The organism is Streptomyces sp. NPDC127098, assembly GCF_042722465.1.
Taxonomy (GTDB): Bacteria; Actinomycetota; Actinomycetes; order Streptomycetales; family Streptomycetaceae; genus Streptomyces; species Streptomyces millisiae.
In genome coordinates, this window is the sequence record NZ_JBHXFJ010000024.1 from 45,371 (window position 1) to 59,047 (window position 13,677).

The window sequence follows — 13,677 nt, forward strand, 5'->3', positions numbered from 1 at the left end:
GGCCACCCCGGCGGCGGCTCAGAGCAGCGCGTCCAGCGCGTCGCCGAGTCGGGTGAGGGCGGGCGCGATCCAGGGCAGCGTCTCCGGCTCCTCGGCGGCCAGCGCCGCCTGGCGTTGCCGCGCGGTGGCGCCGTACAGGAGGCTGGTGGCGATCCTGAGGGTCAGCGCGGTGTCGGGCTCGCCGAAGGCGCTGCCGGGGAGGGTGGCGACGCCGTGCCGGTCCAGCAGGGCGGCGGCGAGCCCGCCGCCGGTGGTGATCCCCCGGGCACTCAGGGCCCCGCGGACCGGGGCGAAGTCCGGATAGAGGTAGAAGCCGGCCTGGGGCCGGCGGCAGTCGGCCCCCGCCAACAGGAGCAGGTTGTGCGCCTCCCGGGCGACGCGCCCGTGCAGGCGACGGGAGGCGGCGACGTGCGCGGTGATCTCCGGCGGCTCGTCCAGGGCGTGGGCGGCCACCGCCTGCATGGGCGCCGCCAGGCTGGACCAGATCTCGCTTGCCACCCCGGTCAGTTCCTGCCGCAGCCGCCGGCCCCAGCCGCCCGCCGGCAGGCGGGCGAAGCCGATCCGCCAGCCGCCCAGGGCCAGCGACTTGCTCAACCCGGTGGTGACGACGGTGCGTTCCGGCAGGTACCGCGCGGGGCTCGGGACGGCGCCGCCGTGGCTCAGCTCGGCGTAGATCTCGTCGCTGACCACGGCGAGGCCGTGCCGCTCGGCGATCCGGCAGACCGCTTCCACCTGCTCGGCCGGCGCGACGGTGCCGGTCGGGTTGTCGGGAACGGTCAGCACCAGCACGCCGGGCCGCGCCCCGGCCACCGCGGCCCGCCCGAGTTCCGCGGCCAGGCGCTCCGGGTCGGGGATGCCGCCGGCCTCGGCCGGGACGGGCACCGAGAGGACCCGGCGGCCGAGCAGGGCCGCCTGGGCCGCGTAGGAGACCCACGCGGGGCGGGGCAGCACCACGTCACCGCCGATCGCGGCGAGCAGGGCGAAGAGCAACGGCTTGCTGCCCGGCGCGAAGAGGACCTGGTCGGGCTCGGTCGGCAGACCGCGCCGGGCGAACCAGCCCGCCGCCGCGGTCCTCGCCCGCCGCGAGCCGGCGACCGGGCCGTAGCCGTTGCTCGTGTGGGCGTCGGCGAGCACCTCGGCCAGGCCCGGCGGCACCGGCAACCCGGCCTCCCCGAAGCCGAGGTGCAGCACGTCGTGGCCCGCGGCGCGGCGGGCCTGGACGGCCTCATCGATGGCGAGGGTCGCGGAGTGCGTCGTCATGGGAAACCATCCTGTTCTGGCACGTGGCAGGGGCGGCCACGACCAGCCTGCCCGACGCGTAGCATCAGCGACAGCACGAAAGGACGGGGGAAACCTTAAGGAGAACTGATGCTGGATCTGCGCCGTCTTGAGATCCTGCTCCGCTTCGCCGCCCGGGGGACCATCGCCGCCACGGCCGCCGACCTGGGCTACTCGCCCTCGGCGGTCTCCCAACAACTGGCGGCCCTGGAACGGGAGGCCGGCGTCGCCCTGCTCGAACGCACCGCCCAGCGCGCGAGTCTGACCGACGCGGGGCGCGAACTGGCCGAGCACGCCGAGCGCATCCTCGCCGCCGTGGAGACCGCGGGGAGTCGCATGCGCGCCCGCGCCGGCGCCGTCGGCGGGCGGGTGACCGTCAGCTGCCTCCCGACCCTGGCCGCCGTCCTGGCCCCGCGCCTGGCCGCGCTGCGGCGCCGGCACCCCGAACTCACCGTCATCGCCCATGAGACCGGCTCGACCACCGCCGCGGCCGGCGTCCTGGACCGCCGCTACGACCTCGCCGTCATCGACGACTGGTCCCCGGACAAGCCGACCGGGAGCGCCGGCCTGTCCGTCCACCACCTGCGCCGCGAGGACGTCGTCCTGGCGGTCCCGGCCGACCACGCGCCGGCCGAGCGGGGGGACCGCGCCACCGCCGCCCGGCTGCGCCAGGTGGTCAGGGACCAGACCTGGCTGTGCGCCCCGGTCGGCCAGCTCTCCCGGGCCGCGGGCGACCTGCGGCTGGCCGCCGCCGACGCCGTGCCCCGGCAGCGCTGGGAGTTCGAGGGGCTGCACGTCCTGGCCGCGCTCGTCGCGTCCGGAGCCGGCGTGGCCTTCCTGCCGGCCGGCGTCGCCCGGGACCAGCCGGGCGTCGCCTGGCTGCCGCTCGTTCCCCGCATGCGGCGGCACGTGCTGGCCCTCACCAGGACCACCACCAGGGACGACCCGGCCGTCGCCGCCTGCCTCCAGGCGGTCCGACAGGCTCTGGGAACCCAGGGTTGAAACGTTCTATCCTCCCGGGGACCGCTCCGGCGCCCAGCTCCGCCGCCCGGCGCCACGCACGAACCGAGGGACGCATGACCATGACAGACCCCAGCCTCGAAGGCCGTCTCGCCGCCTTCCCCGCCCCCGCGTGGGCCGGCGAGCGCGCCCCCGCGGTGCTCGTCCTCCCCGGCGGCGCCTACCTCGGCCACGCCGAGCACGAGGGCGAACCCGTGGCCCGCTGGTTGAACGAGCTCGGGCTCGCCGCCTTCGTGCTGCGCTACCGCGTCGCGCCGCACCGGCACCCCGCGGCTCTTGAGGACGGCCGCGCGGCGCTGCGTGCCATCCGGGCCCAGTCCCCCGAGCTGGGGATCGATCCGGACCGGGTGGCGGTCCTCGGCTTCTCCGCCGGCGGTCACCTGGCCGCCACGCTGGCCGGCGACCCGGTCCTGACGCCGGCCGAGCGCCCGGCGCTCGCCGTGCTCTGCTACCCCGTGATCTCCTTCAGCCAGCTGCCTCATCTCGGGTCGCTGGAGGCGCTGTTGGGCCCGGACGCGACGCCGGCCGAGCGCCGGGCCGCCTCGCGCGAACTGACGGTCGACCGGGCCAGCCCCCCGGCCTTCCTCTGGCACACGGCCGACGACCCGTCCGTCGACGTCTCGCACTCGCTCCGTTACACCGAGGCCCTCGCAGCCGTCGGGGTGCCGGTCGAACTGCACGTGCTGCCGCACGGCCGGCACGGCGTCGGGCTCGCCCCCGAGCAGCCGGAACTGTCCCGCTGGACGGACTGGTGCGCCGCCTGGTTCCGCTCGCACGGCTGGCGCCAGGACGCCCCCGAGGAGCCGTCCGGCCGCTCGCGCGAGGACGGTTGAGGCGAGCGTCACGCATGGCCGGGGCCGGTGGTGCGCATACAGAACGCGAGAGGAGGCGCGATGCGTGCCGACGAACGCGTGACGCTCGGTCGCACCGGACTGCGCGTGACCCGGCTGGGTCTGGGCCTCGCCGCACTGGGCGGGATGTTCCAGCCGGTGTCGGAGGCCGAGGCCCAGGCCACGATCGACCGCGCCTGGGAGCTCGGGATCCGGCTCTACGACACGGCGCCGGTCTACGGCTACGGGCGCTCGGAGCGCCTCGCCGGGCGGGCGCTGCGCCCGAAGCCGCGGGAGCGCTTCACCCTCTGCACCAAGGTCGGCCGGCTGATCGAACCGGGCGGCCCGGACACCCAGCCCATCTGGGCCGACCCGCCGCCCGGCGTCGGGCCACGCCTCGACTACGGCCGGCGGGCGGTGTTCCGCTCGCTCGCGGAGAGCCTCGACCGCCTCGGCCTCGACCGGATCGACGTGCTGCACGTCCACGACCCGGAGCAGGACTACCCCACGGCCCTCGCCGAGGCCTACCCGGCACTGGCCGAGCTGCGCGACCGCGGCACGGTCGGCGCGGTCTCGCTCGGCGTGAACCACGCCGACGTCGCCGCCCGCTTCATCCGCGAGGCCCCACCCCCGGGCCCGGACTGCGTGCTGCTCGCCGCCCGTTACACGCTTCTCGACCAGTCGGGCCTGGCCGAACTCCTGCCGCTGTGCGCCGCGCGGGGCATCGCGGTGTTGGCCGCCGGCGTCTACCAGTCGGGACTGCTGGCCGACCCGCGCCCCGGCGCGCCCCACGGCCACTCCCACGTCCCGCCGGCGCTCGCCGCGCGGCTGCGCGCGCTGCGCGCCCTCTGTGAGCGGCACGCCGTCCCGCCCCTCGCGGCGGCCGTGCAGTTCCCGCTGGCCCACCCGGCGGTGGCGGCCGTCGTCGTCGGCGCCCGTACACCGGCCGAGGTGACCGGCAGCGCCGAGTTGCTGGCCCGTCCCGTTCCTCCGGCCCTCTGGTCCGACCTGCGCGCCGCCGGCCTGCTGCCCGAGACGGCACCGGTCCCCGGCTAGGTCCCCGGCCGCGCGGCGTGGTCGGCCCTCCCTCGGCAAGCGATCAGCGAGTGCGCAGTTGTGCAGCATCCACCGTCGTGACGCAGCATTTCACGCACGAACGACAGCTTTCGCCTAGGATGCTCAATAACTGATCACCGGAGGACCGATGGCCGACATGCTCGTCGCGCAGCGACACGAGTTGCTGCTCAGGGAGCTCAAGGCCCACGGCGCTCTGAAGATCGTCGAACTCGCCGCCCGGCTGCGGGTGTCGAGCGCGACGATCCGCCGGGACCTCGCCGAGCTCGCGGCGGCCGGCAAGGTCACCCGGGTCAGGGGCGGCGCCATGCTGGTGACGCGACGGGGCGCCCACGACCAGGCACACGTCCGGCAGTGGGCGCGGACCGCCCGGGCGACTCCCCCGGCGCCGACCCCGGGCGACGACGGCCCGATGCTGGGCCTGCTCGTCCCCTCGATGAACTACTACTACCCCCAGCTGGTGGCGGGGGTGCGCGGCGCCGCCGCCCGGCGCGGCGCCCGCGTGGTGATCGGCCTCACCACCTACGCGGAGCCCAGGGACCTGGGCCAGATCGAGGAGCTTGTCGCCTCCGGCGCCGCCGGGCTGCTGGTCACCACGGCCGAGGGACACCACACGCCCGCCGGTACCCTCGACGGACTCCGGGCCACCGGGCTGCCGTTCGTGCTGGTCGAGCGTCAGCCCCGGGATGCTTACGAGCCCTGCGAGTTCGCGATGTCCGACCACCGGCAGGGCACGTACACGGCGGTCCGGCACTTCGCCGCGCTCGGCCACGACCGGGTGGGTCTGTTCGTCAACGGCAGCCCCACGGCCGGGCTGATCCGGGAGGGCCACGCGGCGGCGGTGCGGTCTCTCGGTCTCGACCCGTCGGCCCCGGTCGTGGACGGCGGTCGGCCGGTGCTGGTCTCCGCGGAGGCCATCCGGCACTACGACGGTTTCATCGAGCGGTGCCTGGCCACGGGGACCCGGGCGGCACTGGTGCACTCCGACCACGACGCGATCGAGCTGGCGCGGCGTCTGCGGCTGCGCGGCCTGCGCACCCCCGACGACCTGGCGCTGATCGCCTATGACGACGAGATCGCCTCGCTGGCCGAGGTGCCGCTGACGGCCGTCGCCCCACCGAAGCAGGAACTCGGCGAGCGGGCGGCCCAGTTGCTGCTCGACCGGCTGCACGCGGTCGAGCCGCCGGCCGTGCGGCAGCTCGTGCTCCAGCCGCGGCTCGTCGTCCGAGCCTCCTGCGGCGCGGCGGCGGCCGGCGCCTCGGCCGCCGGGGGCGGGTCCATCTCCTGAGCGCTCACCGCCCCGCGTAGGCGAGGGCGGGCGGGTCGAGGTCCCGGGCGTCGTCGGCCGCGCCGTCGAACGTGCTCGTGGCGCATGACCATCTCCTCGCTGCTGGCTGACCGCAGGTGCACCCTCCTGCGAAACGCTCAGGACGTCAACGTTTACGCCACACCCAGGCAGAAATTTCCTTCTCACGCCAATCTATTGCAGCTTCGCGCATGACTGTGCACACTGTTCGCGCCGATGAGCTCCGCGGAGCGCCGCCGAGCGGGGCCCGAGCCTGGAGGAACCCGCGCCCATGCCGAGAACACGCCGTTCCCGCCCCCGCAGAACCGTCGCCGGTGTCGTGCTGCTGACCGCCCCCGCGTCTCGGCCGAGACGCGGCGCACGATGCTCGCCGAGACCGCCACCGCGCCCGGCGAGGTGCTGCGCCGCACCTTCGCCGGCCTCGCCGTCGCCGAACTCCGGGCCCAAGGCCTGGTCGGCGCCCGCGTCATCCGCTGACCTCCCGCACCTCGCCCGCCCCAAGGAGCTGAACACCGTGGTCCACATCAGTCGACGCAACGTCCTCACCTCGGCGGCCGCCGCCGGCGCCACCGCCCTGCTCGCCTCCCGCGGCGCCGAGGCGGCGACGCCCAGCGCGGAACAAGCCTCACGCCCCACCGAGTTGGCAGGTCACGAGCCGGTCACCGTGCGGTGGTTGGAGGGCGGCACGCCGGCCGAGCTGGCCGCCGGGACGACGTTCGGGGTGCCGTGGCCGCGCGGGGCCTTCGCCCCCGACCAGGAGTTCTCGCTGGTCACCGACTCGGGGACGGCCATACCCGTGCAGTCCTGGCCCACCGGGTGGTGGCCCGACGGCTCCGTGAAGTGGACGGCACACGCCACCAGCGGCGCCGCCCCGCGCGCCGGGACCTACCGGCTCGTCGCCGGCGAGGCCGCCGCCCCCGACTCGCCCGTGACGGTCACCTCGAACAGCCGGCGGATCACCGTCGACACCGGCGTGATCGCCGTGACCTTCCGGCGCGGCGGCGAGCACCTGGTGGAGTCGATCCGACGCGGCGACACGGTGATCGCCGAAAAGGGCCGGTTGGTCGCCTCCCGCCAGGACAGACCGAGCACGGAGCAGGCCGAGGTGATCAGGACTCAGTTCTTCACCAGCGCGATCGAGGAGGTGACGGTCGAACAGGAAGGACCGGTGCGGGCCGTCGTCAAGGTCGAGGGCAAGCACCGCAAGGACCGGCGGGCCTGGCTGCCGTTCACCGTCCGCTTCTACCTCTACGCCGGCTCGGACGGGGTCCGCGTGGTGCACACCTTCGTCTATGACGGCGACGCCGAGCGGGACTTCGTGGGTGGCCTCGGCGTGCGGTTCGACGTGCCCATGCGGGGCGAGCCGCACGACCGGCACGTGCGGTTCGCCGGCCAGGGCGAGGGCGTGCTGTCCGAGGCGGTGCGTGGCATCACCGGGCTGCGCCGGGACCCAGGCGCGGCGGTGCGGCAGGCCCAGGTCGCCGGCCAGGCCACCCCCGACCCCGCCACCTGGGACCAGCGCGTCACCACCCGGCTCCAGTACATACCGGCGTTCGGCGACTACAGCCTCCACCAGCTCACCGCCAACGGCTTCGAGCTCCACAAGCGGACGAAGGCCGGGCACTCGTGGCTGCGGGTGGACGGTGGACAGCGTGCCAGAGGCCTGGCCTATGTGGGCTCGCCCAGCGGCGGGTTGGCGTTCGGAATGCGGAACTTCTGGCAACTGCACCCGACCGAGCTGGAGATCACCGGCGCCGCGACCGACACCGCGCAGGCCACCGTGTGGATGTGGTCCCCGCGCGCGGGGGCGATGGACCTGCGCTTCTACCACGACGGCATGGGCCAGGACACCTACCCCGAGCAGTTGGAGGGCCTGGAGATCACCTACGAGGACTACGAGCCGGAGTTCGGCACCCCCTACGGCGTCGCCCGCACCACGGAACTGACCTTCTGGGCCCTGGAGTCGACGCCCAGCGCCGAACGCGTCTCGGCCCTCGCCGACGCGAACGCCACCCCGCCGCTGCTGGCCAGCCCACCCGAACACAACCACGCGGCCGGCGTGTTCGGCGCCTGGTCCCCGGTCGACCGCTCCAACGCCGCCAGGGACGAGGTGGAGAACAACCTGGCGCTCATGCACCGCTACTACGTGGACTCGGTCGACCAGCGCCACTGGTACGGCTTCTGGGACTACGGCGACGTGATGCACGACTACGACCGGGACCGGCACGCCTGGCGCTACGACGTGGGCGGCTACGCCTGGGACAACTCCGAGCTCTCCACGGACCTGTGGCTGTGGTACCACTACCTGCGCACCGGCGACGCCACCGCGTTCCGCTTCGCCGAGGCCATGACCCGCCACACCGGCGAGGTCGACATGTACCACCTGGGCGAGTGGAAGGGTCTTGGCACCCGGCACGGCGTGCAGCACTGGGGGGACAGCGCCAAGCAGGTCCGGATCAGCAACGCCGGCTACAAGCGGTTCCTCTACTTCCTCACCGCCGACGAGCGGGTCGGCGACGTGCTGCACGAACTCGTCGACGCCGACCGCACCTTCCTCGTGCTCAACCCCGGGCGCAAGCTCACCGACGAACCCTTCGACCCGGACCCGACGGCGCTTGGCGTCAGCAAGTCGACCGACTGGGGCGCGCTGGCCCTGGCCTGGCTGACCGAGTGGGAACGCAACGGCGACGGGATCGCCCGCACCAAGCTGATCAACGGCGCCACCACCATCGCGGCGCTGCCCAACTCCTGGGCGCAGGGCGGGAACGTCACCTACGACCTCGCGGACGGCCGCTTCACGGGACCCGCCGAGCCGAGTATCAGCATCGGCAGCCTCAGCTCCGTCTTCGGCCTGATCGAGCTGATGACGGAACTGCTCGAGCTGATCGACGACGAGCAGGTCACCGCGCAGTGGGTGCGGTTCTGCCGGCTCTACAACTCCACCGCGGAGGAACAGCGGCAGGAGACCGGCTCGTCCTGGGGCAGCCTCAACCTGCGTCAGGCGTACTCCCGGGCCACCGCCTACGCCGCCGTGCGGCTCGACGACGCCGCGCTCGCGGAGCGCGCCTGGCGGGAGTTGCGCACCGGGCACGCCGGCTATCCGGAGGACCACCCCTTCACCTCCGAGCGCATCGAGGGCCCGGCGGTGCTCAACCCCGTCGACGAGGCCCGCCTCGGCACCAACGCGAGCGCCCAGTACGGCCTGGCCGTCATCCAGTGCCTCGCGCTCGTCGGCGACCACATCTGACGCCGTCAGCTCCGGGACGGCGGCCGACGGCACTGCCGGAAGCGTGCCCGCCCCGCCCTCGTCGAAGGGACCCCCCTTTCCATGACCGCACTTGAAACGATTCGCGAGCGTCGGAGACAGCGGTCTCCCGACGCGCGGCACCGCGCGGGCCGGAAACGGCCGCCAGCGCCGCCCACCGCTCGGCCCCCCGGGCTCCTGCGCCGCCTGGCGCGGGACCGGCTCCTGCTGGTCCTGGGCCTGCCCGGCGCGCTGGTGCTCGTCGCCTTCCACTACCTGCCCATGCTCGGCAGCGTCATCGCCTTCCAGGACTACCAGCCCTACCTGGGCATCGGCGACTCCGAGTGGGTCGGCCTGGAGAACTTCTCCTTCCTGACCGAAGGCGACCCCGAGTTCGTCAACGCGCTGGTCAACACCCTCCAACTGACCGTCATCCAGACGGTGCTGGTGTTCCCGGTGCCGCTCGCCCTGGCGCTGCTCCTCAACAGCCTGGCCGGCGAACGGCTCAAGCGCCTGCTGCAGTCGGTCCTCTACCTGCCGCACTTCCTGTCCTGGGTGATCGTGGTGGCGATCTTCCAGCAGATGCTGGGCAACGCCGGCACCCTCAACACCTTCCTGGTCCGGAACGACCTGCCGACGGTGGAGATCATCGGCACCCCCGAGCTGTTCATGACCCTGATCACCGCGCAGTCGATCTGGAAGGACGCCGGCTGGGGCACCATCATCTTCCTCGCCGCGCTCTCCCGCATCGACGAGGAGCAGTACGAGGCGGCGGCCATCGACGGGGCCAACGGCTGGCACCGCCTGATCCACATCACGCTGCCCTCGTTGCGGGGCCTGTTCGTCCTGCTGCTGATCCTCAGGCTCGGGAACAGCCTCTCGGTCGGCTTCGAGCAGATCATCCTGCAGCAGGGCCCGGTCGGTCTGGAGGCCAGCGAGGTGTTGGACACCTGGCTCTACAACTACGGAATCCTCGGCGGCGGTTGGGGTGTCTCGGCGGCGGCGGGCCTGGTCAAGGGCCTGGTCGGAGTGCTCCTCGTCATCGGCGCCAACAAGGTGGCGCACGCCTTCGGCGAGCGGGGGGTGTACCGGCGATGACCACACTCGAACAGGCGACGATCGGCGACGACACCGTCCGCGGGCCCGGCCGTGAACGCAAGCGGCCGATCTGGATGGAGAAGCCCAACCCGGTCGTCCAGTTCCTGAAGTTCGTCGCGCTCCTCGTCGCGGTGGCGTTGGTGGTCGTCCCGTTCTGGTCGATCGTGGTCACCTCCCTGGCCGACCAGGAGGCGATCAACGACGCCGGCGGCGGCATGCTGATGTGGCCGGACGGCATCTCCCTCGACGCCTACCAGGCCGTGCTCTCCGGCGGCGTCGTCACCCGGGCCCTGCTGATCTCGATCGGGGTGACCGTGATCGGCACCCTGCTCTCGCTGGCCGCCTCGGCCGGCCTGGCGTACTGGCTCGCCAGGCCGGGCGCCGTCGGCGGCCGGCCGGTGCTGATGCTGCTGCTCGGCGCGGTGCTGTTCTCGCCCGGCATCATCCCGACGTACCTGGTGGTCAGGGAGTTCGGCCTGCTGGACAGCTACGCCTCGCTGGTCCTGCCGGTGATGATCAACGCCTTCAACGTGATCGTCATGCGCGCCTTCTTCCAGGAACTCCCGCAGGAGCTCTTCGAGTCCGCGCACATCGACGGCGCCACCCCGTTCACCGTCCTCACCCGCATCGTCCTGCCGCTCTCCAAGGCGGTGCTCGCGGTCGTCGGCCTCTTCTACGCCGTCGGCTACTGGAACGCGTTCTTCAACGCGCTGCTCTACATCCAGACCACCGACAAGTGGCCCATGGCGCTCGTCCTGCGCACCTTCGTCGTGAACCAGAGCGCCATCGGCGGCGACCAGGTCGGCGGCAGCGAGGCGCTGCCCCCGCAACTCCCCATGCAGATGGCGATCCTGGTCATCGCGATCGTCCCCATCCTGCTCGTCTACCCCTTCCTGCAGCGCCACTTCGCCAAGGGCGTCCTCATCGGCGCGGTCAAGGGCTGACCACTCCCCCCTTGCCCCCTCTCCCCCTCTTCTCTTCCGCATGTCCCACAGAGGTGATCCCGTTGTCCACCAGACCCCTCTCCCGGCGCGGCCTGCTCGCCGGTCTCGGCCTCGGCGCGGCCACGCTCGGCCTCGGCCCCCTGACGGCCTGCTCGTCCGGGTCGCGCGCGACCCGGAACAGCGCCGAGGCCAACAGCGCGGTCCAGCTGCCGCGGTACGTCCCCTTCGACGGGGTGACGCCGGACCTGCCGGGCGACGAGACCACCGGCGTGCTGCCGGGGTTCCGCCACTACCCGACCGAGACGCCCCGCAGCGTGGGTGAGACGCCCGGCAGCGGCGAGACGGTCTCCGGGCTCGCCAACATCTACAGCGCGGTGCCGCCCGGCGTGGACCGGAACTCCTACTGGCAGGGGCTCAACGAGCGCCTCGGCGTCACCCTGGACATGCAGATGGTGCCCAACGCCGACTACGAGCAGACGTTCTCCATCACCATGGCCAGCGGAGACCTGCCCGACGTGATGCAGCTGTGGCCCGGGGCCAACTTCGCCGACATGCTGCACAACTCCTTCGCCCCGCTCGACGAGTTCATCGGCGGCGACGCCGTCGCCGACTACCCGAACCTCGCGAACATCCCGACCGCGCACTGGAGGAACTGCGTCTACAACGGCGCCATCTACGCCGTCCCCGTCCCCCGCGGCCGGATCCGGCACTACAACCTCTACCGGAAGGACATCCTCGACGAGCTCGGCGTCAGCGGCGAGCCGCGGGGCTGGGACGAGTTCCTGGCACTCTGCCGGGAGTTGACCGACCCCTCCCGGCGCAGGTGGGCCATCGGCAGCGTGACCCAGGCCATGTACTTCCTGGCCCGCATGAACGACGAGCCCAACGTCTGGCGCGAGGAGGGCGGCAGGCTCACCCACTTCTACGAGACCGAGGAGTACCAGCAGTCCGTGCGGGACATGGCCGCGCTGTGGGAGGCCGGCGTCATCCACCCCGACACCTTCAACCCGAGCACTCCGTTCTCCCAGTACTTCGGCGCCGGTACCACCGTCCTGTCCCTCGCCGACGGGTACGGCTCCTGGTCGACCACCACCCTCGGCAACGTGGACAACGAGGGGTTCGAGCTCGGCCTGATGCCGGTCTACGACCGGGAGGGCACCGAGCTGGCCGCCTGGCACACCGGCAACGGCGTCTTCAACACCGCAGGACTGCGCAGGCAGGACGACCCGGAGCGGATCAGGCTGGTGCTGCGCGTCCTGAACTGGCTGGCCGCCCCGTTCGGCACCCAGGAGCACCTGTACCGCGTCTACGGCGAGGCGGGCGTCGACCACGAGCGAAACGACGACGGCGACCCCATCTACACCTCGGACGGGCAGACCAACACCGCCGTGCCCACCCGGTACCTCGTCGACGCCCCCGCCGTGCTCTACCAGCCGGGTCGCCCCGACGACGTGGACTACCAGCACGCCTTCCAGACCACGGTGCTCCAGCGGCGGAAGGACGACCCCACCCTCGGGCTCTACGTCGACTCGGCCACCGCCAGGGCCGAGGCCGCCGAACGCAATCTGCTCGCCACCCGGGACGACGTCATCCAGGGCCGCACGTCGCTGACCGACCTCGACCGGGCCGTCGACGACTGGCGTTCGGCGGTCGGTGACCGGATGCGCACCGGGTACGAGGAGCAGCTGCAGCAGGCGGGCGGCACGCGCTGAGGGCGCGACGGTCGGGGACGCCCCGGCCCGTGAGGACCGTTCTATGGAAGGGCCATGGCCGACATGCTCGTCCCGCAGCGGCAGGCACTGCTGATCAAGGAACTGGAGGCGGCCGGCGTACTCAAGGTCACCGAACTGGCCACGCGTCTCGGCGTCTCCCGTGACACCGTGCGGCGGGACCTGCTGGGCCTGGAGGCGGCGGGCCGGGTGACCCGGGTGCGGGGCGGCGCCCTGCTGGCCGGCTCGCGCCCCGTCCGGAACCCGCCGGACGGGGCGCGGGCGGTGGTCCCGTCCCCGGGCGGCTCCGGGCAGACCATCGGGCTGCTCGTCCCGTCCACCGACTACTACTACCCGGAGGTGGTCGCCGGCGTCCGGGCGGTGGCGGCGCGGCGCGGGGCGCGCCTGGTCATCGGGCTGACCGACTACGCGCGGCCCCGCGATCTCGAACGGCTCGACGAGCTCGGCGTGGCCGGGGCGACGGGGCTGCTCGTGGTCACGGCGGAGGCGGCCCACCTGCCGACCGCCGCGCTGGAGCGGCTGCGGCGGGGCGGGCTGCCCTTCGTCCTGGTGGAGCGCCGGCCGCAGGACGTGTTCGCCGCCTGCGAGTACGTCATCTCGCACCACCAGCAGGGCGCGTCGACGGCCGTCCGACACTTCGCCGAACTCGGCCACGAGCGGGTGGGGCTGTTCACCAACGGCAGTCCGACGGCACCCCTGGTGCGCGAGGGCTACGCCACGGCCGCCCGGCAGCTCGGCCTGGCCCCCGGCGCCCCGGTCGTCGACAGCGGCCACCCGACCCTCGGCGGGGGCCGGGCCACGGTCCTCTACGACCGGTTCATCGCGGACTGCCGCGCCAGCGGCACCCTGGCCGCGCTGGTGCACTCCGACCACGACGCCATCGGGATGATGCGACGCATGCGTGCGCTGGGTCTCCGCCCGCCGGACGACCTCGCGCTGATCGCGTACGACGACGAGATCTCCGCGCTGGCCGACGTGCCGCTGACGGCCATCGCCCCGCCCAAGCGGGAACTCGGCGAACTGGCCGCGCAGCTGCTGCTCGAACGCCTGGAGGCCGCTGACCCTTCGGGCCTTCCGATCCGTCAACTCACCCTGCAGCCACGCCTGGTCATCCGCTCCTCGTGCGGGGCACCGGGTCGGGGCTGAGGCGCTG

At 73.3% G+C, this 13,677-nt stretch carries 10 protein-coding genes; 9 read left to right on the forward strand and 1 reads right to left on the reverse strand.

Annotation, left to right across the window (positions count from 1 at the left end; genetic code table 11):
• Nucleotides 1-18: 18 nt before the first annotated feature.
• Nucleotides 19-1,260: a pyridoxal phosphate-dependent aminotransferase gene (locus tag ACFWI8_RS17400; protein WP_387091804.1), complete on the reverse strand. Its 1,242-nt coding sequence runs from the start codon at nucleotides 1,258-1,260 to the stop codon at nucleotides 19-21.
• Nucleotides 1,261-1,368: 108 nt separating this feature from the next.
• On the opposite strand from ACFWI8_RS17400, the gene ACFWI8_RS17405 reads away from it, so the two are divergent.
• The 9 genes from ACFWI8_RS17405 (at nucleotide 1,369) to ACFWI8_RS17445 (ending at nucleotide 13,670) form a co-directional block, all read left to right on the forward strand.
• Nucleotides 1,369-2,280 carry a LysR family transcriptional regulator gene (locus ACFWI8_RS17405; protein WP_387091807.1) on the forward strand — a complete coding sequence of 304 codons (912 nt, stop codon included), beginning with the start codon at nucleotides 1,369-1,371 and terminating at the stop codon, nucleotides 2,278-2,280.
• Between the two features lie 80 nt (nucleotides 2,281-2,360).
• Nucleotides 2,361-3,131, forward strand: coding sequence for an alpha/beta hydrolase (locus tag ACFWI8_RS17410; protein ID WP_387091810.1), 771 nt, complete (start codon nucleotides 2,361-2,363; stop codon nucleotides 3,129-3,131).
• A gap of 60 nt (nucleotides 3,132-3,191) precedes the next feature.
• A complete protein-coding gene (locus tag ACFWI8_RS17415) occupies nucleotides 3,192-4,184 on the forward strand; it encodes an aldo/keto reductase (protein WP_387091813.1) in 993 nt (330 codons plus the stop codon).
• A 148-nt stretch (nucleotides 4,185-4,332) separates the two neighbouring features.
• The gene (locus ACFWI8_RS17420; RefSeq protein ID WP_387091815.1) at nucleotides 4,333-5,490 is read left to right on the forward strand and encodes a substrate-binding domain-containing protein; all 1,158 of its coding nucleotides are present in this window, start codon (nucleotides 4,333-4,335) and stop codon (nucleotides 5,488-5,490) included.
• Between the two features lie 532 nt (nucleotides 5,491-6,022).
• Nucleotides 6,023-8,755: a Tat pathway signal sequence domain protein gene (locus tag ACFWI8_RS17425; RefSeq protein ID WP_387091818.1), complete on the forward strand. Its 2,733-nt coding sequence runs from the start codon at nucleotides 6,023-6,025 to the stop codon at nucleotides 8,753-8,755.
• Nucleotides 8,756-8,836: 81 nt separating this feature from the next.
• Nucleotides 8,837-9,850: an ABC transporter permease gene (locus tag ACFWI8_RS17430; protein WP_387091821.1), complete on the forward strand. Its 1,014-nt coding sequence runs from the start codon at nucleotides 8,837-8,839 to the stop codon at nucleotides 9,848-9,850.
• On the forward strand, nucleotides 9,847-10,794 hold the full coding sequence (locus ACFWI8_RS17435; RefSeq protein WP_387091824.1) for a carbohydrate ABC transporter permease: 948 nt from the start codon (nucleotides 9,847-9,849) through the stop codon (nucleotides 10,792-10,794). The genes ACFWI8_RS17430 and ACFWI8_RS17435 overlap by 4 nt, the downstream gene beginning before the upstream one ends.
• A gap of 62 nt (nucleotides 10,795-10,856) precedes the next feature.
• Nucleotides 10,857-12,506 carry an extracellular solute-binding protein gene (locus ACFWI8_RS17440; protein ID WP_387091826.1) on the forward strand — a complete coding sequence of 550 codons (1,650 nt, stop codon included), beginning with the start codon at nucleotides 10,857-10,859 and terminating at the stop codon, nucleotides 12,504-12,506.
• 54 nt (nucleotides 12,507-12,560) lie between these two features.
• Complete coding sequence (locus ACFWI8_RS17445; RefSeq protein ID WP_387091829.1) at nucleotides 12,561-13,670, forward strand: substrate-binding domain-containing protein; 1,110 nt, start codon at nucleotides 12,561-12,563, stop codon at nucleotides 13,668-13,670.
• Nucleotides 13,671-13,677: the final 7 nt, after the last annotated feature.